19 protein-coding genes and 1 tRNA gene are annotated in these 23079 nt (G+C 63.7%); 10 read left to right on the forward strand and 10 right to left on the reverse strand.

Annotated elements, in window-relative coordinates:
- Positions 1–35: 35 nt before the first annotated feature.
- Positions 36–1286 (reverse strand): D-amino acid dehydrogenase, encoded by a 1251-nt coding sequence (locus NKH37_RS29550; RefSeq protein WP_353006231.1) that lies wholly within the window; start codon positions 1284–1286, stop codon positions 36–38.
- Positions 1287–1390: 104 nt separating this feature from the next.
- On the reverse strand, positions 1391–2386 hold the full coding sequence (gene galE / locus NKH37_RS29555) for a UDP-glucose 4-epimerase GalE (protein ID WP_353006233.1): 996 nt from the start codon (positions 2384–2386) through the stop codon (positions 1391–1393).
- Between the two features lie 265 nt (positions 2387–2651).
- On the opposite strand from galE, the gene hemA reads away from it, so the two are divergent.
- Positions 2652–3929 (forward strand): 5-aminolevulinate synthase, encoded by a 1278-nt coding sequence (gene hemA / locus NKH37_RS29560; protein ID WP_023719474.1) that lies wholly within the window; start codon positions 2652–2654, stop codon positions 3927–3929.
- Between the two features lie 92 nt (positions 3930–4021).
- Here the strand turns inward: hemA and NKH37_RS29565 are convergent, their stop codons facing one another.
- Together NKH37_RS29565 and mscL are read right to left on the reverse strand one after the other, a co-directional pair.
- Positions 4022–5188 (reverse strand): pyridoxal phosphate-dependent aminotransferase, encoded by a 1167-nt coding sequence (locus NKH37_RS29565; protein ID WP_352547899.1) that lies wholly within the window; start codon positions 5186–5188, stop codon positions 4022–4024.
- A gap of 111 nt (positions 5189–5299) precedes the next feature.
- The gene (gene mscL, locus NKH37_RS29570) at positions 5300–5722 is read right to left on the reverse strand and encodes a large conductance mechanosensitive channel protein MscL (protein ID WP_023719476.1); all 423 of its coding nucleotides are present in this window, start codon (positions 5720–5722) and stop codon (positions 5300–5302) included.
- Positions 5723–5955: 233 nt separating this feature from the next.
- On the opposite strand from mscL, the gene NKH37_RS29575 reads away from it, so the two are divergent.
- Positions 5956–9444: a PAS domain-containing hybrid sensor histidine kinase/response regulator gene (locus NKH37_RS29575; protein WP_352482470.1), complete on the forward strand. Its 3489-nt coding sequence runs from the start codon at positions 5956–5958 to the stop codon at positions 9442–9444.
- A gap of 3 nt (positions 9445–9447) precedes the next feature.
- Here the strand turns inward: NKH37_RS29575 and NKH37_RS29580 are convergent, their stop codons facing one another.
- The gene (locus tag NKH37_RS29580; RefSeq protein WP_502895951.1) at positions 9448–10110 is read right to left on the reverse strand and encodes a response regulator transcription factor; all 663 of its coding nucleotides are present in this window, start codon (positions 10108–10110) and stop codon (positions 9448–9450) included.
- A gap of 118 nt (positions 10111–10228) precedes the next feature.
- Positions 10229–10660 (reverse strand): hypothetical protein, encoded by a 432-nt coding sequence (locus tag NKH37_RS29585; protein ID WP_352493790.1) that lies wholly within the window; start codon positions 10658–10660, stop codon positions 10229–10231.
- Positions 10661–10786: 126 nt separating this feature from the next.
- Between NKH37_RS29585 and NKH37_RS29590 the strand changes: the two genes are divergently transcribed.
- Positions 10787–11137: a DUF952 domain-containing protein gene (locus NKH37_RS29590; protein WP_353006254.1), complete on the forward strand. Its 351-nt coding sequence runs from the start codon at positions 10787–10789 to the stop codon at positions 11135–11137.
- A complete protein-coding gene (locus tag NKH37_RS29595; RefSeq protein WP_352860761.1) occupies positions 11134–12210 on the forward strand; it encodes a quinone-dependent dihydroorotate dehydrogenase in 1077 nt (358 codons plus the stop codon). The genes NKH37_RS29590 and NKH37_RS29595 overlap by 4 nt, the downstream gene beginning before the upstream one ends.
- A 3-nt stretch (positions 12211–12213) precedes the next feature.
- Here the strand turns inward: NKH37_RS29595 and NKH37_RS29600 are convergent, their stop codons facing one another.
- Positions 12214–13638, reverse strand: coding sequence for an MATE family efflux transporter (locus tag NKH37_RS29600; protein WP_352860760.1), 1425 nt, complete (start codon positions 13636–13638; stop codon positions 12214–12216).
- Between the two features lie 50 nt (positions 13639–13688).
- On the opposite strand from NKH37_RS29600, the gene NKH37_RS29605 reads away from it, so the two are divergent.
- The gene (locus tag NKH37_RS29605; protein ID WP_352493789.1) at positions 13689–14591 is read left to right on the forward strand and encodes a histone deacetylase family protein; all 903 of its coding nucleotides are present in this window, start codon (positions 13689–13691) and stop codon (positions 14589–14591) included.
- A gap of 62 nt (positions 14592–14653) precedes the next feature.
- On the opposite strand, the gene NKH37_RS29610 is transcribed toward NKH37_RS29605, so the two are convergent.
- Entirely contained in the window at positions 14654–14917 is a 264-nt protein-coding gene (locus NKH37_RS29610; protein WP_353006237.1) for a DUF6460 domain-containing protein, read from the reverse strand.
- Positions 14918–15049: 132 nt separating this feature from the next.
- Between NKH37_RS29610 and NKH37_RS29615 the strand changes: the two genes are divergently transcribed.
- Positions 15050–15123: transfer RNA gene (locus tag NKH37_RS29615), tRNA-Gly, on the forward strand.
- A 315-nt stretch (positions 15124–15438) separates the two neighbouring features.
- Here the strand turns inward: NKH37_RS29615 and NKH37_RS29620 are convergent.
- Positions 15439–16428: a LysR family transcriptional regulator gene (locus NKH37_RS29620; protein WP_352482475.1), complete on the reverse strand. Its 990-nt coding sequence runs from the start codon at positions 16426–16428 to the stop codon at positions 15439–15441.
- 316 nt (positions 16429–16744) lie between these two features.
- Between NKH37_RS29620 and chvE the strand changes: the two genes are divergently transcribed.
- From chvE to araD1, 4 genes are all read left to right on the forward strand, one after another.
- Complete coding sequence (gene chvE / locus NKH37_RS29625) at positions 16745–17809, forward strand: multiple monosaccharide ABC transporter substrate-binding protein (RefSeq protein WP_023719486.1); 1065 nt, start codon at positions 16745–16747, stop codon at positions 17807–17809.
- A gap of 99 nt (positions 17810–17908) precedes the next feature.
- Positions 17909–19441 (forward strand): multiple monosaccharide ABC transporter ATP-binding protein, encoded by a 1533-nt coding sequence (mmsA, locus tag NKH37_RS29630; RefSeq protein ID WP_023719487.1) that lies wholly within the window; start codon positions 17909–17911, stop codon positions 19439–19441.
- Positions 19438–20730 carry a multiple monosaccharide ABC transporter permease gene (gene mmsB, locus NKH37_RS29635; RefSeq protein WP_023719488.1) on the forward strand — a complete coding sequence of 431 codons (1293 nt, stop codon included), beginning with the start codon at positions 19438–19440 and terminating at the stop codon, positions 20728–20730. Before mmsA ends, mmsB begins: the two co-directional genes overlap by 4 nt.
- A gap of 183 nt (positions 20731–20913) precedes the next feature.
- The gene (araD1, locus tag NKH37_RS29640) at positions 20914–21906 is read left to right on the forward strand and encodes an AraD1 family protein (RefSeq protein ID WP_352493788.1); all 993 of its coding nucleotides are present in this window, start codon (positions 20914–20916) and stop codon (positions 21904–21906) included.
- 30 nt (positions 21907–21936) lie between these two features.
- On the opposite strand, the gene NKH37_RS29645 is transcribed toward araD1, so the two are convergent.
- Positions 21937–23031, reverse strand: coding sequence for a 2'-deoxycytidine 5'-triphosphate deaminase (locus NKH37_RS29645; protein WP_353006240.1), 1095 nt, complete (start codon positions 23029–23031; stop codon positions 21937–21939).
- Positions 23032–23079: the final 48 nt, after the last annotated feature.

The raw sequence follows: 23079 nt of genomic DNA on the forward strand, positions 1-23079 counted from the left end.
CGCCGAGCTCATGGCGCCCTGCGGTCAGGCCGTTGCTAGCCCGCGTAGAGCAATCCTTGTGGATCGATCTCCGGCTTGCGGCCGGCGACCACGTCGGCAAGGAATTTTCCCGAGCCGCAGGCCATGGTCCAGCCGAGATGGCCGTGGCCGGTGTCGAGGTAGAGATTGTCGTAACGCGCCCGGCCGATGACCGGCACGGAGTTCGGCATCATCGGGCGCAAGCCGGCCCAGAGCACGGCCTTGCTCTCGTCGAAGGCGCCGGGGAACAGGTCCTTGCCGGTGTTCAGGATCGAGTTGAAATCGCGCGGCTTGAACGTGCGGTCGAAACCGGTGAACTCCGCCGTCGAGGACATCCGCAGCCGATTTCCCAGCCTGGAATAGCCGATCAGCCGGTCCTCGTCGGCGCCGCCCATGATCGGCCCCTTGCTTTCATCTTCCAGCGGAACGGTCACGGTATAGCCCTTCACGGGATAGACGGGCAGGTCGATGCCGTAGCGGCGGCCGAGCAGACCGCTCTCCGGCCCCATGGAAATGACCACGGCGTCGCCGGCCACCGGGCCGGCCGAGGTCATCACCGCGCGCACCCGGTCGCCGTCGATGTCGAGGCCTTCGACCGTCGTGCCGTAGAGGAATTGGACACCGAGTTTTTCGGCGGCATAGGCAGCGAGGCGCTGCGTGAATTGACTGGAATCGCCGGTCTGGTCGATCGGCGAATAGACGCCGCCGGCAATTTTGTCCTTGGCTCCGGCAAGGCCGGGCTCGAGCTCGACCAGCCGGTCGCGGCCGACGATCTCGATCGGCAGGCCATGTTCGGCGAGATAGCGGTAATTGTCGGTGCCGGTATCAAAGCTCTGCTGCGAGCGGAAGAAATACAGAATGCCTTTCTTGCGCTCGTCATAGTGAATGCCGGTGTCAGCGGAGATGGCGTTGATGCAGTCGCGTGAATAAAGCGCCAGGCGCAGCTTGATCTCGGTGTTGGCGCGCATGCGCTTATGCGTGCACTGGCGCAGGAAGCGCAGGCTCCAGGCGACAAAATACGGATCGAAGCGCAGCCGCACCTTGATGCCGAGATCGTGGTTGTAGAGGGCTCGCAGGAACGTTTTAAGCGCGGCGGGCGAAGCCCAGGCGGTGGCATCGCCGGGAGATACCAGGCCGGCATTCGACTGGCTGGTGCCGCGCGCCGCCGCCGGATGGCGCTCGATCACCGTGACTTCATGGCCGTCGCTTGCCAGACAATAGGCCGCCGCCGTGCCAACGACGCCGGCTCCAAGCACCGATATTTTCATGCCGCCCCCAAGTCGAACGCAGCCGAACGCCTGCACGCTCAGCCGTGAGGCCCTTCAATAGCGCCTCTGCCTCCTGCCGACGAGCCCTTGCGGAGAGCCCGCGCTTAGCCCAGAGCCGAATTCTTGCTGGTCAGGATGCGCTCCCAGGCAAGCGCATCGGAGACGATCTGGTCGAGGTTGTCACGCTGCGGGGTCCAGCCGAGTTCGCCGCGGGCCAGCTCCGAATTGGCGACAACCGCGGCGGCGTCACCGGGGCGGCGCTCGCCCATCCGCACCTCGAAATCATGGCCGAAGACGCGGCGTACGCTGTCGATGACCTCGAGCACCGAATAGCCGTGGCTGTAGCCGCAATTGGCGACCAGGCTCGGTCCGCCGGCACGCAGCCGCTGCAGGGCCAGCCGATGCGCCGCCGCCAGGTCGCTGACATGGATATAGTCGCGCATGCAGGTGCCGTCCGGCGTCGGATAGTCGGTGCCGAACACCTGCATGAAGGGGCGCTTGCCGAGCGCCGTCTCGCAGGCGACCTTGATCAGATGCGTGGCGCCGGGCGTCGACTGGCCGGTGCGGCCCTTCGGGTCGGCGCCGGCGACGTTGAAATAGCGCAGCGCCGTATAGCGCAGCCCATAGGCAATAGCCGCGTCGCGGAGCATCCATTCGCTCATCAGCTTGGACAGGCCGTAGGGCGATTCCGGCGCAAGCCTGGCGTCCTCGCGTACCGGCTCCAGGCCGGCGCCGCCATAGACGGCGGCGGTCGAGGAAAAGATGAAATTGGGCACGCCTTCGCGCACCGCGGTCTCGATCAGGGTGCGTGTCTTGCAGGTGTTATTCTCGTAATAGGCAAGCGGGTCGGCCACCGATTCGGGCACGACAATCGAGCCGGCGAAATGGATGATCGCGTCGACCTTGTTGTCGCGGATGATCGAGGCGACCAATTCCTTGTCGGCGACATCGCCGACGACGAGCTTTGCTTCCGGAGCCACCGCCCATTCAAAGCCGGTCGAAAGCCGGTCGAGGACGACGACGCTGTCGCCCGTGTCCAGCAACTCCCAGACCATATGGCTGCCGATATAGCCGGCACCGCCTGTCACCAAAACCGTCATCCGCATCCTCGCTATTCATGATTTATCGGAACTGTCTCAATCGTCGCCGTACTGGAAAACCTGCCGCCAGGCCATTACAATCTGCGGTAACCAGTCTCATCGGCGGGTGGCATTGTCCTGAAACAAGATTGATCCACATCAAGGGAATAGGCCACGTTCCGTGGTCGTTAGGAACAGGCCTGGGGCGTGGCATTTTGACCAAAACGGTGCGGTGGACGGCGAATAGGCCAATGACTATGATCCCGCGCAAAATTGGGAAGGCGACATGAATTACCAGCGGTTTTTCGAGGAAGCGATCGACCAGCTCCATGCAGAGCGTCGCTATCGCGTCTTCGCCGACCTTGAGCGTATCGTGGGAAAATTCCCGCGCGCCATCTGGCGTGCCAATGGCCGCGCCGAGGAAATCACCGTCTGGTGCTCCAACGATTATCTCGGCATGGGCCAGCATCCCGACGTCATCGCCGCGTTCCAGAAGGCGGCAGGCAAAATGGGATCGGGGGCTGGCGGCACCCGCAACATTTCGGGCACCAGCAACCCGCTGGTCGAGCTCGAACTGGAGCTTGCCGACCTGCACGACAAGGAAGCGGCACTGGTTTTCACCTCCGGCTTCGTTTCAAACGAAGCGTCGATCTCGACCATTGCAAAGCTGCTTCCCAATTGCCTGATCATCTCGGACGAGCTTAACCACGCTTCGATGATCGAGGGTGTGCGGCGCTCGGGCGCCGAGAAGAAGATCTTCCGCCATAACGACGTCGCGCATCTCGAAAGCCTACTGCAGGCGGCCGGCCGCGAGCGTGCCAAGCTGATCGTCTTCGAGAGCGTCTATTCGATGGATGGCGACATCGCGCCGATCAAGCAGATCGTCGACCTCGCCGAGCGTTACAATGCGATGACTTATATAGACGAGGTCCATGCCGTCGGCATGTACGGGCCGCGCGGCGGCGGCATCACCGAGCGCGAAGGGCTGGCCGACCGCATCGACATCATCGAGGGCACACTGGCCAAGGCGTTCGGCACGCTTGGCGGCTACATCACCGGCACCAGCGCCGTGATCGACGCCGTGCGCTCCTATGCGCCGGGCTTCATCTTCACCACGGCGCTGCCGCCGGCGATCGCTGCCGCGGCAACCACCTCGATCCGCCATCTCAAGCGCTCGCAGGCCGAGCGCGACGCGCAGCTGCGTCAGGCGACGCGGACCAAGGAAGTGCTTGCCGCGGCCGGCCTGCCGGTAATGGAGTCACCTACCCACATCGTGCCGCTGCTGGTCGGCGATCCCGAGCTCTGCAAGATGGCCAGCGACCGCCTGCTCGGCGTGCACGGCATCTATATCCAGCCGATCAATTACCCGACAGTGCCGCGCGGCACCGAACGGCTGCGCATCACGCCGACACCGTTCCATTCTGACGCGCTGATTGCCTCCTTACAGGACGCGCTAGTCGAGACATGGGATGCGTTGGGGATTCCCTACGGTTCGGCCGGCCGGCCTTCAGTGGCAAAGAGCGACCGCGTCATTCCGTTGCTGGTGCCGAAGTCGGGCGGGTAACCTCCGCCGCTACGGGCACCATTGCGGAAGCCGCCTATCGGTGCCGCCTCATTTTTCAGTGCTGCGATGCCTGGCGCGAAGCTCAACACACCTCACACAGTCTTCATCCATTTCGCCAGCCGGTGCGCGGCTTCTTCGAGCTGGTCGAGGCGGCGGTGGAAGCATAGCCTGAGGAAAGCTTCGCCGCCGGGGCCGAAGGCGGTGCCGGGGGCCAGGCCGACATTGGCGCGGTCGACCATGTCGAAAGCGGCAGCGCGGGAATCGGTGATGCCGTCGACGGCGAAGAACAGATAGAACGCGCCCTGCGGCACGGTGAACCGCGCCCTGCCGGTTTCGGCGAGAATGCCGCAGACGAGGTCGCGCGCCGCCCTCGCCCGCTCCACCTGTTCGACGATGAAGGCATCGCCCTCGTCGAGGGCGACGACGGCGCCGCGCTGCATGAACTGCGCAACGCCGGAAGTCGAATACTGGACCAGGTTCTCGAACACCTGCTGCAAGGCGGGATGGATCTTGATCCAGCCGATGCGCCAGCCGGTCATCGCCCAGTTCTTGGAAAAGGAATTGACGAACAGGATGCGGTCCTCATCGGCCATGATGTCGATGAACGACGCCGCGCGGCCATGGCCGTAGTGGAACAGCGAATAGATCTCGTCGGCAATGATCCACAGGCCCCTTTCGCGGGCGAGATCGAGGATTGCCTGCAGCGTCTCCTTGTCGGCGGTCCAGCCGGTCGGGTTGGACGGCGTGTTGACGAACAGCGCCTTGGTCCGTGGCGTGATCGCCGCTGCGATCTTGTCGACATCGCAGGACCAGCCATTGCCGGACTGATCAAGGGTGACTGCAACCGGAACGGCGCCGGCCACGCCGGCGGCGGCGGCGAAATTCGGCCATGCCGGCGACAGGTAGACAAGTTCGTCGCCCTTGCCGGCCACCGCGTCGATGGCCATCTGGATGGCATGCATGCCGGAGCCGGTGACGATGAATTCTTCGTTGGCGAAAGTCTTGCCGAAATGCCTGGTGTAGTAGCGGGCGAGCGCCTGCCTGAGTTCGGGAATGCCCCGCTGCCAGGTGTAGAAGGTCTCGCCGGCGGCCAGCGCCTTGGCGGCGGCATCGGTGATGAAGGCAGGCGTCGGCAGGTCGCCCTCGCCGGCCCAAAGCGGGATCATACCGTCGCGGCCGCGGCCACGATTCATGACGGCGACAATGCCGCTTTCGGGCGCCGCCCGCGCTTCGGCGCGCAGAGTATCGATCAGGGTCATGGATGGGTCCGTTTTCGTTTGCTCGACTGCTAGCGTGTTTCAGGGCGGACGAAAACAGAAAACCCCGGCCGCAAGCGACCGGGGTTTTGGTCCAGAAAGTTGCCGCAGGCGCTACTTTCTGGCGAGAAGATCGCGAATTTCGGTGAGCAGCGCGACGTCGGCTGGTGGCGGAGCGGCCGGGGTAGCCGGTTTCTCGCGCTCCAGCCGCTGGCGCAGATTGTTCACCGCCTTGACCATCAGGAAGATAATGAAGGCGAGGATAAGGAAGTTCAACGCCACGGTGATGAAGCTGCCATAGGCGAAGACCGCGCCCTGTTTCTTGGCATCCGCCAGCGATGTGGCGTTAACGGCCGAGGACAAGGGCAGAAAGTAGTTGTTGAAGTCTAATCCGCCCAAAATCGCCCCGATGACCGGCATGATGATGTCGTCGACCAGCGAGGTGACGATCTTGCCGAAGGCAGCGCCGATGATGACGGCGACGGCCAGGTCCATCACATTGCCCCTGGAAATGAATTCCTGAAACTCTTTCAGCATTCGACCCTCCTTTTCCTGACCGGCCGTGCTGCCGTCCACGCCCTCGGCATCGACCGGCAGGCAGAATAGCAAAAACCTGCGGTTGCGACAGGAGCAAAGACGTGTTTCCCCGGCCTGGATTGCGCGAAGCCGCGGCCATAATGCGCCGAAAGCCGCGATGGACTCGGTGGCCAAGCTGTGATTGCGTCTGCAAGGCCGGATGAAAAAGCCGGCGCAGGGAGGAAGTTCGAGGCGTGCAGGGCTGGTTCATCGTCATCATCGCGATCGCCTATGTGACGTTGCTGTTTGCTATCGCCAGCCTGGGCGACCGGCGCTCGACTTCATCCGGGCCTGGCCGCGCCCGGCCCTTTATCTATGCGCTCAGCCTCGCCATCTACTGCACCTCCTGGACCTTCTTCGGCTCGGTCGGGCTCTCCTCCGAGCGCGGCCTCGAATTCCTCGGCATCTATATCGGACCGGTTCTGGTGTTCGTGTTCGGCTTTCCGCTGCTGCAGCGCATCGTCAGGCTGGCAAAGACCGAGAAGATCACCTCGATCGCCGACTTTCTCGGCGCCCGCTACGGCAAGAGCTTCGCTGTCGCGGCGATCGCCACGCTGATCGCAACCATAGGCGCGGTGCCTTACATGGCGCTGCAATTGAAGGCGATCTCCGGCTCGGTCAGCCTGATGGTCGAGCACTATACCGGCTCGCCGCCGTCGTTCGATCCGTTCGTCAGCGACATCTCGCTTGTCGTTGCCATGCTGCTGGCGCTGTTTGCCGTGCTGTTCGGCACGCGCCATGCCGACGCCACCGAACACCAGGACGGTCTGGTGCTGGCGGTGGCGGTCGAGACCGTGGTCAAGCTCGCCGCCTTCCTGGCGATAGGCCTGATGGTCACGTTTCTGATCTTCGGCGGGCCAGGCGATATGTTCGACCGGCTCGCCGAAAACACGCAGGTGCGCCAGGCGATGGGCTACAACACCTCGCTCGCGACCTGGCTGGTACTGACATGCCTGAGCGGCTTTGCCATCCTCATGCTGCCGCGCCAGTTCTACGTCACCATCGTCGAGAACCGCAGCGAGGCTGAGCTGCGCACGGCGACATGGGTGTTTCCGCTCTATCTCGTGGCAATCAATCTGTTCGTGCTGCCGATCGCGCTGGCCGGCCTGGAACTGGTCGGCCCCAGGACCAGCAGCGACCTCTATGTGCTGTCACTGCCGCTGTTCAGCGGCCACGACGTTCTGGCCATGGCCGCCTTTATCGGCGGCCTGTCGGCGGCGACGGCAATGGTGATCGTCGAAAGCGTCGCGCTGTCGATCATGATCTCCAACGACCTGATCATTCCGCTGTTCGTGCGCCGGCTGCTGCGGACCACGACCTCAGAGAGCGAGGACTGGTCGACGCTCATCCTCAATGTGCGGCGGGCGGCGATCTTCATCATGCTGTTCATCGCCTTCCTCTACTACCGCGAGAGCACAAACAGCGCGCGGCTATCCTCGATCGGCCTGATGTCGTTCGCCGCGATCGCGCAGTTCGCGCCGGCAATGATCGGCGGCCTGGTCTGGCGCGGCGCCAACGGAAGGGGTGCGGCACTCGGCATGGTGGCTGGCATCGTCGTCTGGAGCTACACGCTACTGCTTCCCTCGCTCGCCGCGCCCGAGACCGGCATCCTCGTCCACGGCCTGTTCGGCTTCGATGCATTGCGGCCGCAAGCCCTGTTCGGCACCGTCGCCGAGCCGCTGAACCATGGCGTGCTGTGGAGCCTGTCGATCAACACGTTGTTTTTTGTGTTCGGCTCACTGTCGCGCGCGTCGGTGCCGCTGGAACGCATCCAGGCGTCGATCTTCGTGCCGCGCGAGGCGGGGCCGCTGCCGAGCCTGCGCCGCTTCCGCACCACGATCACCGTCAACGACCTCAAGGACACGATCGCGCGCTATCTCGGTGTCGAACGCACCGAGCGCTCCTTCCAGTCATTCGAGAAGAGCAGCGGCACTTCACTGCACGGCAACGAACAGGCCAGCATGGATGTCATCCGCTTCTCCGAGCAGCTTCTGGCCAGTGCCGTCGGCTCCTCCTCGGCGCGGCTGATCCTGTCGCTGCTGCTGCGCCGCAACGACCGCGAATCCAAGGACGCCTTCCGCCTGCTCGACGACGCCACCGAGGCGCTACAGCACAATCGCGACCTGCTGCAGATCGCACTCGACCAGATGGAACAGGGCATCACCGTCTTCGACCGCGATTTCCGGTTGATCTGCTGGAACCGCCAGTACCGGGCGCTGTTCGACCTGCCCGACGAAATGGGCCAGGTCGGCGTCTCGCTCGATCGTATCCTGCGCCACCTTGCCGAGCGCGGCGATATACCGCCAGACCAGCGCGTCACCATGCTGAACCGCCTGACCAGCTTCGTCAGCCCATGGCAGATGGAGCTGAAGACCAGCGGGCGTATCCTGGAATTGCGCTCCAATCCGATGCCGGACGGCGGCATCGTCGCCACCTATGCCGACATCTCAGGGCGCGTCGAGCAGGATCTGGCGCTGAAGCGCGCCAATGAATCGCTGGAACAGCGCGTGAAGAGCCGCACCGCCGAGCTCACCCGCGTCAACGAGGAGCTGGCGCAGGCGCAGATGCTGGCCGAAGAGGCCAATCTCGGCAAGACGCGCTTCCTCGCTGCCGCCGGCCACGACATCCTGCAGCCGCTGAACGCCGCCCGCCTCTATTGCTCGTCGCTGATCGAGAAGACCGGCAAGGGGCCTGCCGGCAAGGCGGCGATGAATATCGAATCGTCACTGGAATCGGTCGAGACCATCCTCGGCGCGGTGCTCGACATTTCGCGCCTCGATGCCGGCGCGATGAAGCCGGACGATACGAGCTTCGGCCTCGACGGGCTGCTGCGCCAGATCGGCAACGACTTCCGGCCGCTTGCCGCCGAAAAGAAGCTCGAACTCTCGATCATGCCGTCGTCGCTCAGCGTCATGACGGATCGAAATCTGCTGCGCCGGCTGATCCAGAACCTGGTCTCCAACGCCATCAAATATACGCGCCATGGCCGCATCCTGGTCGGCGTGCGGCGGCGCGGCGAACTGGCCGAGATCCAGGTTATCGACACCGGCATCGGCATTGCCGGCGACAAGCTCAACACCGTGTTCCGCGAATTCACCCGGCTCGACGAGGGCATGCGCGAGGCGGAAGGCCTCGGCTTGGGGCTCTCCATCGTCGACCGCATCGCCCGCGTCCTGCGCCTTGAAATCCGGATCTTCTCCAATCCCGGCAAGGGCACGCGCTTTTCCGTGCTGCTGCCGGTGGCGGCCGTGCAGGCACCGCGGCGCGAGGCCGAGGCGAAGCCGCCTGCCCGCGCTACGACCTCGCTTGCCGGGCTGCATGTGCTCTGCATCGACAATGACGGCCGCATCCTCGACGGCATGCGGCTGCTGCTCGAGGGCTGGGGCTGCAGCGTCGATACGCTTTCCGGCGCGGAGGATCTCGACAGGTCCGCCATGCATCGGCCGGACATTGTGCTTGCCGACTATCATCTCGACGACAAGACCGGCCTCGAATTGATCGCCCAGTTGCGTGCGATCCATGGCGAGGACCTGCCGGCCGTGCTGGTCACCGCCGACCGCTCCAGCGAGGTTCGCGCCGCCGCCGGCAGGCTCGACGTGCCTGTGATCAGCAAGCCGTTGAAACCGGCGATGCTGCGCTCGATGATGGCCAGGGTCAGGCCGCTGGCGCCGGCGGCCGAATAAGAATCAGCCGGCGGCCTGCACCGGGTCGCTGCCGATCTTGGACAAAAGGATGACCGCCTGGGTGCGGCTGTCGACGCCGAGCTTCTGCAGGATGGCCGAGACATGCGCCTTGATCGTCGCTTCGGAGACGCCGAGCTCATAGGCTATCTGCTTGTTGAGCAGTCCCTCCGCCAGCATGCCGAGCACGCGCGTCTGCTGTGGCGTCAGCGCCTGCAGCCGCTTGATCAGGTCGGAAATCTCGGGATCGCGCTCGACGCCGAGATCGACCCCGGCGGGTGCCGCGATATCACCTGCGAGCACCGACTGCACCGCATTGCGGATCTCTTCCATGCTGGCCGATTTGGAGATGAACCCCGAGGCGCCCAGGTCGAGCGCGCGCCGGATCGTCACCGGATCGTCATGCGCCGAGACCACCATCATCGGCATCGCCGGATGGATGCCGCGCAACGAGATCAGGCCGGAAAGGCCGCTTGCGCCCGGCATCGAGAGGTCGAGCAGGACCAGATCGACATCCTCATTGGCCAGGACCAGCGCCTTGGCGCTTTCGAAATCGCCGGCCTCGTGAATGGCGGCAACATCTCCGATGCCGGCGAGTGCCTCCCTCAATGCACCGCGAAAAAGCGGATGATCGTCGGCGATGACGAATGTGTAGCCCAACGGTGATATCCCTCCCCGAATCCCGTTGGCGATTTTCCGCCTTGCAGGATCTGAACGATCATAACGCTACGCCGCTGTTCGGCGTGGCCGGCTTGCTATTCCCGCCCTAGGTCTTTTTGCGAATTGCCTAGGTCTTTTGCGAATTGGGCTTGGCGCCGTCTTCGTCCTTGTCCATGTCCTTGACGATATCCATGAAGCTGCGCAGGAAGCGCTCCATGTAGCCCATCGTCTTGTTGAAATCCTCCTCGCTGGGCAAAGTCGATTCGAAACGCGCGGCAAGCGAATTTTCGAGCTTGGCGACGCGTTCGTCGAGCGCCTTCACCGAATTTTGCAGCCGGTCGATCTGATCCTGGAAGGCGGCACGTTCGTCGGCCGCTGTCTTGCAGACGAGCTGACCGGAACGCTCCTCGCAGAGCGACATGGCGCCGGTCTGCGTATCCATGCGCACATAGCCATTGGCCGATTTTTCCAGCCGGTAGCGATCGGCTTCCTCGGAAAAGGCCGAAGCTGCGACAAGCGAGACCAGTGCTGCGGGGATCAAGACGTGTTTCAGACGCATGTTTTCCTCCATGAGCCAGTCGGCGCAATCTATCACAGTTTGCGCCGGAATTGGGGAAGAACCTGAAATGGGGAAGAACGCGGGCCTGCCCTTCCCCGCATGATCTGTTCGGACTATAGCGCAATGATGTCCGAGATCATCTACAAGATAATTCCCGAGGCGCTGTGGCGCGAGGCTGAAAGAGAAGGCCGCTTCACCGGCGCGCCGATCGACGTCGCCGACGGCTTCATCCATTTTTCCACCGCCGGGCAGGTTCGGGAAACGGCGGCCAGACATTTCACCGGCCAAAGCGGGTTGCTGCTGGTCGCCGTCGACAGCGCGCGCCTCGGCGACGCGCTGAAATATGAGGTCTCGCGCGGCGGCGCCTTGTTCCCTCATCTCTACGGCGGGCTCGGCCTCAATGCGGTCGTTTCTGTGCAGGCATTGCCGCTCGGCGCCCACGGCCGGCATGAATTCCCGGCGCTGGAGGCCGAATGAGCGCGTTCGACCGGATCGGCCAAAAACTGCTGTTCACGCTCGATCCGGAAACCGCGCATGGGCTGTCGATTGCCGCGCTGAGATGCGGCCTGCCGGTCGCCGGGCGCCCTTTGCGAGACGACAGGTTGAAGACACGCATCTGCGGGCTCGATTTTCCGAACCCGCTCGGCATGGCCGCGGGTTACGACAAGAATGCCGAAGTGCCGGACGCGCTGCTCGGCCTCGGCTTCGGCTTCGCCGAGGTCGGCACGATCACGCCGCTGCCGCAGACGGGCAATCCGAAGCCGCGCATCTTCCGGCTGCCTTCGGACGGGGCAGTGATCAACCGGCTGGGCTTCAACAATGAAGGCCACGCCGCCGCGGAAAAGCGTCTTGCTGCCCGCAAGGGCCGCGCCGGCGTCGTCGGCGTCAACATCGGCGCCAACAAGGACAGCGCCGACCGCGTCGGCGACTATGAGCGCGGCGTGATCAGGTTTGCGCGATACGCCGGCTATCTGACGATCAACATCTCCTCGCCAAACACGCCGGGCCTGCGCAACATGCAGGCGCGCGAACAGCTTGGTGAACTCCTGTCGCGGGTCATGGCCGCGCGTGCGGCGGCACCGGCAAAGCCGCCCGTCTTTCTCAAGATCGCGCCGGACCTGGTCGAGGCCGAACTGGAGGACATCGCCGCCGAGATCACCGACAAGCAAATGGACGGCGTCATCGTCTCCAACACCACGATCGCGCGAGCCGGCCTGCGCAGCGCCGGCCTTGCCGGCGAGACCGGCGGGCTTTCGGGAAAACCCTTGTTCGAGCGCTCGACCATCGTGCTGGCAAGGATGCGAAAACTACTTGGCCCGGATCCCGCCATCATCGGCGTCGGCGGCGTCGATTCCGCCGAGACGGCGCTGGAAAAGATCCGTGCCGGCGCCGATCTCGTCCAGCTCTATACCGGCATGATCTATGCCGGGCCTGCGCTGCCGGGGCGTATTCTTTCCGGCATGGTCCGTTTCATGGACAGTCAAGGGCTGAAGTCGCTGCGCGAGCTTCGCGACAGCCGCCTCGATCACTGGGCGACGAAACCGCTTTAGCGATCAGTTAAAGGCCGTGCGCACCCGCAGCCGCAATATAGTGAGCAGGCTGAAGCCGCGTACCAGCAGGAACACGTGCAGCGCCGCCCACAGGCCGTGATTGCCGAACGCCGGCGCCAGGATCAGCAACGCGGCGCTGAACGCCAGGAACGACACCAGCATCATGTTGCGCATGTCGCGCGACCATGTCGCGCCGATGAAAACACCGTCCATCTCGAAAGCCAGCACGCCGCTGAGTGCGGTGAATGCCGCCCATGGCAAGTAGATGTCGGCGACGGCGCGGACGTCTGTCGAGGTCGTGATCAGGGCGACCAGACCGGTGCCTTCCAGCAGGAGCACGAGCGTCGCCACGCCTGCCAGGCCGAGCCCCCAAAGCAGCGTCAGCCGCACCGCCTGGTCAAACGCCGTGGCGGCACGGGCGCCGATGGCGCGCCCGGCCAGCTGTTCGGCGGCGGTGGCGAAACCGTCGAGGAAATAGCCGGCAACCAGGAAGAGGTTCATCAGCACGGCGTTGGCGGCCAGCGTCAGCGTGCCGAATTGCGCGCCTTGGCGCGTGAACAGCGCGAAGGCGGCGAGCAGTGAGAAGGAGCGGATCATGATATCGCGATTGAGCGACATCATGCGCAGGAATGCCGGCAAATCGAGGACGCGATGGCGCGGCAGCCTGGGTGCGGCCCAGAAGCGCCGGCCGACGATGGCGAGACCAAGCAGCATGGCGACGAACTCGCCGGTGAGCGTCGCCCAGGCGACGCCGGCAACGCCCCAGCCAAGCTCCAGGGCGAGCAGGAAGCAGAGCGCGATATTGATGCCGTTCAGCACCAGCTGCAGCATCAGCCCGAGCCCGCCCTCGCCGCGCCCCAGCACATAACCAAGGATGGCGTAATTGATAAGCGAGAACGGTGCTGCGAGCATCCTGATGCGGATATAGACGTCCATCGCCGCGCCGACGCGCGGCTCGGCGCCGATGAACCATTGCCCGGCAGCCGAAACCAGGGGCGCAAGTGCGGCAAACACGATGCCGGCGACGACCGCGATCAGCACGGCGCGCCAGAACACCGCCTGCTCCTCCAGTGCATCGCCGCGCCCGAAGGCCTGGGCGACGAGGCCGGTGGTGCCGGAGCGCAGGAAGTTGAAGGTGGTGAAAACGACGTCGAAGATCAGGGCGCCGGCCGCCAGGCCGCCGAGAAGGGCGGCGTCGCCGAACTGTCCGACCACCGCCGTGTCGACAATTCCGAGCAACGGCGTCGTCAGATAGGCAAGCGTCATCGGCACGGCGATGGCGAGCACCGAACGGTTGGTGACGACGAAAGCCCTGGCTTCGGTGACGTGGGCTTCGGTGGGTAAAGCCTGCTCCAAACGTGTGTTGCTTCCTGTTGCGGCTTGATCGGCTAGCCGATGTGCCCCAGTTTGCGGACCTCGCGCAACCATCCATCCCGGCATGGTCAACCGAAACCCGCCTCTGGCGCACCGGCCGTCCCATGTCCTTGCAGATCGTTCATCATCCCGATTACGACGCCGGTTTCGCCGTCAACCACCGCTTCCCGATGAGCAAATATCCGCTGCTGATGGACGCCTTGCGGGCACGCGGCCTGGCGCGGCCCGAAGCGCTCAACACACCAGCGGTGGCACGGCCATCATGGCTGAAGCTTGCCCACGCGGCAGACTATGTCGACCAGGTGCTTGCCTGCGACGTGCCGGTGAGGATCGAGCGCGAGATCGGCTTTCCCGTGGGACCGCGGGTTTCGCTGAGGGCGCAGCTCGCAACGGCCGGCACGGTGATGGCGGCGCGGCTGGCTTTGCTGAACGGAATCGCTTGCAACACGGCCGGCGGCAGTCATCACGCGCGGCGCGCGCAAGGCGCCGGCTTCTGCACCTTCAACGACGTGGCCGTTGCCGCGCTGGTGCTGCTCGCCGAAGGTGCCGCCCAAAACATCCTGGTCGTCGACCTCGACGTGCATCAGGGCGACGGCACGGCGGATATCCTGAACGACGAGCCGCGCGTGTTTACCTTCTCCATGCATGGCGACCGCAACTACCCCGCGCGCAAGATCGCCTCCAACCTCGACGTCGCCCTGCCCGACGGCACCGGCGATGCAGCCTATCTGGAGCGGCTGGGCGCCATCCTGCCGGAGCTGTCGGCGCGAAAGCGCTGGGATCTCGTCTTCTACAATGCCGGCGTCGATGTCCATGCCGAGGACCGGCTCGGCAGGCTGGCGCTGTCGAATGACGGGCTGCGCGCCCGCGACGATATGGTGATCCGCCATTTCCGCACGCTAGGCGTCCCGATGTGCGGCGTTATCGGCGGCGGCTATTCGACGGATGTCGCAGCACTTGCCGCACGCCACGCCATCCTGTTCGAGGTGGCTGCGGGCTACGCGTGAAAGGCTGTTTGTTTGAGCATGATCTTTTCCGAAAGCCGGTTCCCACTTTTTGGGATCATGCTCTACTTCCTGAAATTGGCGATCCTGAGCAGGATGAAGGCCGGCACGACGATCGCGGCACCGAGCAGGATGTAGCCGAGGAAGCGGTCGATGGCGTGGAAGCCCAAATTCCACAGGTCGATGAAGAATTTGCGGATGCCGTAGAGCACGTCCATCGGCGACCAGCCGAAGGCGTTCATGACCAGGCCGACGAGGAACGACACCACAAGCAGCTTCAAGATCGCCCGGAGCGGCGTATCGCCGAGAAAGCGGTTCAGTGCGGACAAGGCCTGTCTCCACAGTCGGGTGCCGCGATTCGGGCACATGCCCAGAAATACGCAGTTGACCGCCCGGCATCAAGCCGAGCCCTCAAACCGGATTGCGCATCGGCGCCGGGCCATGATATCGGAGGAACCAGCGCGGGTATGATGTAATGGTAGCTTGTCAGCTTCCCAAGCTGAACGCGCGGGTTCGATTCCCGCTACCCGCTCCAGCTTTTGCCACACGGGTTGCGCCTGAGTTGGCGATGTTGAAAACTTGCGGCTTTACAGGCAGTTTTACAGCTCGGCTGGCCGTCCTTCATCTGTTTGGCCGATGTGCCAGTTCGTCGAATATCTCACATTGAGGGTCGGCGGGGCCTCGAATGACCCCAACCGGAATGTCTACCCTTGGCCCGCTGGCTTCTGCTGGCGGGCTTTTTTTGAGCATCACGCAGCAGTTGTGGCCGACGTGCATCGGCGCCGCTGCTGGTGGGCCTGTCTGGTCGTCTGGCCGGCCACGGGATGCGCCCCGCTACCCGCTCCAATCCTCAGCCCACCTCCCGCAAAATAAAATCGTGCAGCATCTTGGCCGCCGGCGACAGCGCGCGGTTCTTTACCGTGATCAGGCTGTAGGGCCTGACCTCGATGTCGAACTCGGTCTGGACGACGTCGATGGCGCCGTCGAGCCCTTCGGGGTTCTGAATGAACTTCGCGACCTGGATCGACACCGGCGCGATCGCGTCGGATTGCGCGACCATGACCAGAGTCAGTAACAGCGAGCTGGTGTTGAGGATGCGATCCGGCAGCGCGATGTTGCGGTTCAAAAAGTTGCTTTCCATGGCTTGCCGCAGCGGCGAGCCGCCCGACTGGAAAACCCAGTCATAGGCGGCGGTGTCTTCCAACCGCACTGCCTTGCCCTTGGTCAGCGGGTGGCCGCGGCGCACGATCAGGCAGGCCTTCTCGACGCCGATGACGCGGGCCTCGAACAGCCGCGGATTGAGGTCGTCGGGGATGCGGGCGATGATGAAATCGTGCCGAGAGGCGATCAGCTCGCGCGCCAGCACGTTCGAGGTCTCGACCTGCATGGTGATTTCGATGCGCGGATAGAGGCGCCGGATCTCGCGGATCGCCGGCACCGCCAGCTCGATCGCCGGTGCCGTGACCGCGCCCAGGAACACCGAGCCGCCCTTGCCCGCCTTGAGCTCGAAGATCTCGCGGTCGACCTCGCGCATCTCGAGCAGGATCGACCGCGCGCGCCGTGCCAACGCCTTGCCATAGGGCGTCAGCGTGATGCCACGCGGCAGCCTTTCGCAGAGCTTGACGTCGAGCACCGCCTCCATCTCGGCGATCATGCGCGAAGCCGCCGGCTGCGAGATGTTCATGACCTGGGCCGCGGCACTCACCCGGCCGTGCTCGTCGAGGGCTGCGATCATACGCATGTGACGCAGGCTCAAGCCGCTGCGCAGCAGGGTTCCGCCATCGCGCGGAATCTCATCGTAACCGGCTGATATTCCACCAGGATTTCGCAGCGCCGCCATGATTTTTCCCTACTCCTACGCCCGGCGCCCCAGCTGGATCCGGCAGCGTCGTCACTAGCCTAAGCCATATCAGTCTCGATATAGCAACCATCAAAGATCGCATTTGACAGTTATGGCAAAGCGACACACCCTTCGCGCGTCCTGAGACTTGACGGTCGGTGACGAGGGAAAACTCGTATCGATTGAACCAGAGTTTCGGGGCCGATTGGGAGGATACCGGAGATCGATTGACGGCAGCGGCGCGTTTGGCGCTCCTGCACGATTGCGCGGCCCACGAAACCCAAGGGTACGCGTCCATCAACCAGGGAGAGTTAATGTGAAGATTATCAAGACACTGGCCGCCGTCGCGGCCCTAGGCATCGCGGCTATGACGCTGCCGGCGCAAGCGGGCGAAGGCCTGGTCGGCGTGCTGATGCCCACCAAGACCTCGCAGCGCTGGATCAACGACGGCGACGCCGTCAAGTCCCAGCTCGAGGCTCTGGGCTACACTGTCGACCTGCAATACGCGCAGGACGACATTCCGAACCAGCTCAGCCAGCTGGAAAACGAAATCACCAAAGGCCCGAAGGCGCTGATCATCGCTTCGATCGACGGCACCACGATGGGCGACGCGCTGCAGAAGGCGAATGACGCCGGCGTCGTCGTCGTCGCCTACGACCGCCTGATCAAGAAGACGCCAAATGTCGATTACTACACCACCTTCGACAATTTCGGCGTCGGCGTCATTCAGGCCAAATCGCTGCTCAAGGGCCTCGGCTATCCCGAGAAGAAGGGTCCGTTCAACATCGAGCTGTTCGGCGGTTCGCCGGACGACAACAATGCGTTCTTCTTCTATAACGGCGCCATGTCGGTTCTTCAGCCGCTGATCGACGACAAGACCCTCGTCGTGAAGTCCGGCCAGATGGGCATGGACAAGGTCGGCACGCTGCGCTGGCTGGCGGCCACCGCCCAGGCCCGCATGGACAATCTGCTCTCCGCCAACTACTCGGACGGCAGCCGCGTCGATGGCGTGCTCTCGCCCTATGACGGCCTGTCGCGCGGCATCATCGCTTCGCTGCGCGCCGTAGGCTACGGCACTGCCGATCAGCCATGGCCGATCGTCACCGGACAGGACGCCGAGACCGCTTCGGTCAAGGCGATCATCGCCGGCGAGCAGTATTCGACCGTGTTCAAGGACACCCGCGAACTCGCCAAGGCGACGGTCGAACTCGTCGACAAGGTGCTCTCGGGCGGCAAGCCGGAAGGCCTCGACACCACGACCTACAACAACGACGTCAAGGTCGTTCCCTCGATCCTGTTGACGCCGCATGACGTCGACAAGTCGAACTACCAGGCGCTGGTGGTCGACTCCGGCTACATCAAGGCCGAAGAACTGAAGTAATCGCGGTTACAAAGCCTGGGGTCCTGCGCAGGCAGGGCCCCTTTTCGTTGGCGAGCCAGCCCGGTATTGTTTGCGGACCTCGCAGGAGTGGTATTCTCAATGGCATCGACGATTTTGGAGATGCGCGACATCACCAAGACGTTTCCCGGCGTCAAGGCGCTGTCGAACGTCAAGCTCATGGTCGAGGAAGGCGAGATCCATGCCGTGGTCGGCGAGAACGGCGCCGGCAAGTCGACGCTGATGAAGGTGCTGTCGGGTGTGTATCCGTCCGGCACCTATGACGGCCAGATCATCTATCGCGGCGATGAGTGCCATTTCAAAGGCATCCATGACAGCGAGCGCAAGGGCATCGTCATCATCCACCAGGAGCTTGCGCTGGTGCCGATGCTGTCTATCGCCGAAAACATATTTCTCGGCAACGAGCAGGCCAAATACGGCGTCATCGACTGGAATGCCAACGAGACGCGCACCAGCGCCCTGCTCAAGAAGGTCGGCCTCAAGGAAGACCCCAACACGCTGATCACCAATATCGGCGTCGGCAAGCAGCAGCTGGTCGAGATCGCCAAGGCGCTCAGCAAGGAAGTGAAGCTGCTCATTCTGGACGAGCCGACGGCGAGCCTGTCCGAAAAGGACAGCCAGGCGCTGCTCGATCTGCTGCTCGAATTCAAGCGGCAGGGCATCACTTCGATCCTGATCTCCCACAAGCTCAACGAGGTGAACCGGGTCGCCGACAAGGTCACGATCATCCGTGACGGCCGGACCATCGAGACGTTGGCCAAGAAGGACATCTCGGAGGACCGCATCATCACCTCGATGGTCGGCCGTTCGCTCGACGACCGCTACCCGCCGCGAGAGCCGAAGATCGGCGAGACCGTTCTCGAAGTGAAAAACTGGTCGGTCTACCATCCCATCCATGCCGAGCGGCAGGTCATCAAGGGCATCAACCTCAACGCCCGCAAGGGCGAGGTGGTCGGCATTGCCGGGCTGATGGGCGCCGGCCGGACCGAGTTTGCCATGAGCCTGTTCGGCCGGTCCTATGGCCGTCGCATCACGGGCGAGGTGTTCCTTAACGGCAAGCCGATCGATGTCTCTTCGGTGAGCAAGGCGGTGGAACACGGCATCGCCTATGTTACGGAGGACCGCAAGACCTACGGTCTCAACTTGATCGACCATATCAAGCATAACATCACGCTGGCCAACCTGCCCGGCGTCTCGCGCCATGGCGTGATCGACGATTTGCGCGAGCTTTCCGTCGCCAACGATTATCGCGGCAGGACCAATATCCGCGCCTCGAGCGTCTACCAGATGACCGGCAACCTTTCTGGCGGCAATCAGCAGAAGGTGGTGCTGTCGAAATGGCTGTTCGCCAATCCGGAAGTGCTGATCCTCGACGAGCCGACACGCGGTATCGATGTCGGCGCCAAATATGAAATCTATACGATCATCGCGCGTCTCGCCTCCGAGGGTAAGGCAATCATCGTCATCTCGTCGGAAATGCCCGAACTGCTCGGCATCACCGACCGCATCTACGTCATGAACGAAGGACGCATCGTCGGCGAAATGGCGGCGAGCGACGCCAGCCAGGAAAAGATCATGCGCGCCATCGTCCGTGGAGAAGGGAAAGCATCATGAGCACCGAAAGCGCTCCCGGGCCGCAAACCGGCGTCGCCCAGGATATACAACAGGCACCTCGCATTGCCGTCTCGGCGCTGGTCACCAATCTGCGCGAATACGGGTTGGTGCTGGCGTTGATCGCAATCATGGTGTTCTTCCAGTTCACCACGTCCGGAACGCTGTTCAAGCCGGTGAACCTCAGCAATCTCGTGCAGCAGAACAGCTTCATCATCGTGATGGCGCTGGGCATGCTTCTGGTGATCGTTTCGGGCCATATCGATCTCAGCGTCGGCTCAGTCGCCGGCTTCATCGGCGCACTGGCGGCGATGATGATGGTTATCTGGCCGCTTGGCCCATTGAGCAATCCGCTGGTGGTGTCGATCATCTGCCTGATCGTGGGTGGCGCGATCGGCGCGGCACAAGGCTACTGGATTGCCTATCACCGAATACCGAGCTTTATCGTCACGTTGGCGGGCATGCTGATCTTCCGCGGCATCTGTCAGGCGCTGCTGGGTGGCGGGTCTTCCGTGGGGCCGCTTCCAGTCGGCTTCAAGGCGCTGAGTTCCGGCTTCATTCCGGACCTGATCGGCCCATTGACGCTGATACCACCGACCGTGAACGCCGCCGGCAAAACCATTGTCGGCAGCGGCCTGACGCTGCACCTGACGACTATCGTGATCGGCCTCGCCGCCGTGCTCGCCTATGCCTATTTCGGGCTCAGGGCGCGGCGCACCCGCGAGCGGCATGGCTACGAAGCCGAGCCTTTCTCGCTGTTCGTCGTCAAGACCCTGGTGATCAGCGGGCTGGCGCTGTTTCTGGTCTACCAATTCGCCACCTATAGGGGCCTGCCCATCGTTCTCATGGTGATGGGCGTGCTGATCGCGTTGTTCGTCTTCGTTACCAAACGCATGACGATCGGCCGCCGCATCTATGCGATGGGCGGCAATGCCAAGGCAGCCCAGCTATCGGGCATCAAGACCGAACGGCTGACGTTGATGGTGTTCATCAACATGGGCGTGCTGTCGGCACTCGGCGGCCTGATTATCGCGGCGCGCCTGGGGCAGGCGGTGCCGGCGGCGGGCCTCGGCAGCGAACTCGACGTCATCGCCGCGGTGTTCATTGGTGGCGCTTCGGCGATGGGCGGCGTCGGCCAGGTCATCGGCGCGGTAGTCGGCGGTTTCATTATGGGCGTCATGAACAACGGCATGTCGATCATGGGCGTCAATGTCGACTGGCAGCAGGTGGTCAAAGGCCTGGTGCTGCTCGGCGCCGTCGTCTTCGACGTCTACAACAAGAACAAGGCTTGAGAGGCAACCAGGAGGCATACGGGTCACATCGCGGCGCTGCCGGGCGGCGCGAAGAAGTCCCCCGAGGGGCCTGACCCGCGAGCGCAATCCGGACGAAGAATTTCAACCGCGGCGTGGACAGGGTCCGAGCCGCGCCGGGCAGGGTTTGCCAAGAAGGCAGGCCGCAATTCAGAGAGGGTTACCATGCTGATCTCACAGATCCTCGACGACGCCGAGACGATCCGCGTCGTTGCCCGCAACGGCGGCAAGACCCGCGTCATCAACGGGGCCCGCAGCGTCTATTCGCTGGCGATGGAAGCCGCGCGCACCGGCACCGGGCTTGTCGCCCTGATCGAGCGCAAGGGCTTCGGCGAAACCGTCGATCTCGACGCAGCCTACAAGAAGGGACGGCTGCTGTCGCCGATCAACCATCCCGATCCGGCGCATCTCCATCTCACCGGCACCGGGCTGACGCATCTCGGCTCCGCCGCGACCCGCGATTCCATGCACAAGAAGCTCAGCGATGGCGGCGAGGAACAGCTGACCGATTCCATGAAGATGTTCCGCATGGGGCTGGAGGGCGGCAAGCCGGCGAAGGGCCAGATCGGCGTGCAGCCCGAATGGTTCTACAAGGGCAACGGTACCATGGCAGTGGCGCCCGGCGCGGCGCTCATGTCGCCCGCCTTCGCCCAGGATGCCGGCGAGGAGCCGGAAATCGCCGGAATCTATGTGATCGGCGACGACGGCGCCCCGTTCCGCGTCGGCTTCACGCTGTCGAACGAGTTTTCCGACCACGTCACCGAGCGCGTGAATTATCTCTTCCTCGCCCATTCGAAACTGCGCAACGCCTCGTTCGGGCCGGAGATCCTGATCGGCGACCTGCCGTCCGACATTCGCGGCGCTTCACGCATCCTGCGCCACGGCAAGCTGCTTTGGGAAAAGCCGTTCCTGTCGGGTGAAGCGAACATGTCGCACACCATTGGCAATCTCGAGCATCACCACTTCAAATACTCGGCCTTCCGCCAGCCGGGCGACGTACATGTGCACATGTTCGGCACGGCGACGCTGTCCTTCGCCGACGGCATCAGGACCGAGCCCGGCGACGTATTCGAGATCGAGGCGAAGGATTTCGGCCTGCCTCTGCGCAACCCGCTCGAAATCGAGCAGCCGGTGAAGGTGGCGGTGAAGGCGCTTTGAGCCAGCATAGGCCGCAAAGTAAGGGGAAGCTCAGCGCGCGGCGCGGAAATGCTTGGACAGTTTTAGGCCTTGCGCCTGATAGTTCGAACCGAGATCGGTGCCGTAGAGCGCTTGCGGCCGTTTCAGCATGTGCTCGTAGACCAACCGTCCGACGATCTGGCCATGATCGAGAATGAACGGCACTTCGTGGCTGCGCACCTCGAGCACCGCCCGGCTGCCGGTGCCGCCCGACGCCGAATGGCCGAAACCGGGGTCGAAGAAACCGGCATAATGGACGCGGAACTCGCCGACCAACGGATCGAAGGGCGTCATTTCGGCGGCGTAGAGCGGCGGCACATGCACCGCCTCGCGCGACACCAGGATGTAGAATTCGTCCGGATCGAGCACCAGCTCGCCGGCACCGCTCTTGTAGAGCGGCTCCCAGAAATCGACGACATCCTGCGCGGCGCGCTTGTCGACGTCGACCAGGCCGGTGTGGTGCTTGCCGCGATAGCCGACCAGCCCATCCTTGTCGCCGTCGAGGTCGATCGACAGCGCGATGCCGCCGCCTGAGATGTTGGGTGGTTCGGTGGCGACCAGCATCTCGGCGCGGTGCAACTCGTGCAGCTCGCTTTCCGACAACAGCGCATTGCCGGTGCGGAACCTGATCTGCGACAGCCGCGAACCGGTGCGCACGACGATCGGGAAGGTGCGCGGGCTGACCTCCAGATAGAGCGGGCCTTCATAGCCGGCGGCGATCTTGTCGAACTCGTGGCCGCGGTCGGTCATTACCCGAGTGAAGATGTCGAGCCGCCCGGTCGAGCTCTTCGGGTTGGCCGAGGCGGAAATATGCGCGGGCAGCGCCAGGCTTTCGAGCAGTGGCACGATGTAGACGCAGCCGGTTTCCAGCACGGCACCTTCGGCGAGGTTGATCTCGTGCAGCTTCAGCCGGTCGAGCTTGTCGACAACCCTGTGGTCCGGGCCGGGCAAGAAAGAAGCACGCACCCGCCAGGCCTTGTCGCCGAGCCTGAGGTCAAGGCTGGCCGGCTGGATCTGATCGGCATCGAGCGTGCGCGGCGATTTCAGCGCGCCCGTCTGGAACAGCGCGGAAATATCCTGATCGGGAAGAATGCCTGTCTGCCGCAAGGGTCTGGCTCCGTTCGAACGCCGGGCGAGGTCTTGTTCTGCCGCAGG

It is taken from the genome of Mesorhizobium sp. M1217 (assembly GCF_040318275.1).
In the GTDB taxonomy this organism is placed as follows: domain Bacteria; phylum Pseudomonadota; class Alphaproteobacteria; order Rhizobiales; family Rhizobiaceae; genus Mesorhizobium.

Coding starts and splice junctions, on each gene's coding strand:
- hemA (WP_023719474.1), top strand. CDS start 2,652: ATGAATTACCAGCGGTTTTTCGAGGAAGCGATCGACCAGCTCCATGCA.
- mmsA (WP_023719487.1), top strand. CDS start 17,909: ATGGCATCGACGATTTTGGAGATGCGCGACATCACCAAGACGTTTCCC.
- araD1 (WP_352493788.1), top strand. CDS start 20,914: ATGCTGATCTCACAGATCCTCGACGACGCCGAGACGATCCGCGTCGTT.
- NKH37_RS29620 (WP_352482475.1), bottom strand. CDS start 16,428: ATGGCGGCGCTGCGAAATCCTGGTGGAATATCAGCCGGTTACGATGAG.
- NKH37_RS29585 (WP_352493790.1), bottom strand. CDS start 10,660: ATGCGTCTGAAACACGTCTTGATCCCCGCAGCACTGGTCTCGCTTGTC.
- NKH37_RS29595 (WP_352860761.1), top strand. CDS start 11,134: ATGAGCGCGTTCGACCGGATCGGCCAAAAACTGCTGTTCACGCTCGAT.
- NKH37_RS29600 (WP_352860760.1), bottom strand. CDS start 13,638: ATGGTTGCGCGAGGTCCGCAAACTGGGGCACATCGGCTAGCCGATCAA.
- mmsB (WP_023719488.1), top strand. CDS start 19,438: ATGAGCACCGAAAGCGCTCCCGGGCCGCAAACCGGCGTCGCCCAGGAT.
- galE (WP_353006233.1), bottom strand. CDS start 2,386: ATGACGGTTTTGGTGACAGGCGGTGCCGGCTATATCGGCAGCCATATG.
- NKH37_RS29605 (WP_352493789.1), top strand. CDS start 13,689: ATGTCCTTGCAGATCGTTCATCATCCCGATTACGACGCCGGTTTCGCC.
- NKH37_RS29550 (WP_353006231.1), bottom strand. CDS start 1,286: ATGAAAATATCGGTGCTTGGAGCCGGCGTCGTTGGCACGGCGGCGGCC.
- NKH37_RS29565 (WP_352547899.1), bottom strand. CDS start 5,188: ATGACCCTGATCGATACTCTGCGCGCCGAAGCGCGGGCGGCGCCCGAA.
- NKH37_RS29590 (WP_353006254.1), top strand. CDS start 10,787: ATGTCCGAGATCATCTACAAGATAATTCCCGAGGCGCTGTGGCGCGAG.
- mscL (WP_023719476.1), bottom strand. CDS start 5,722: ATGCTGAAAGAGTTTCAGGAATTCATTTCCAGGGGCAATGTGATGGAC.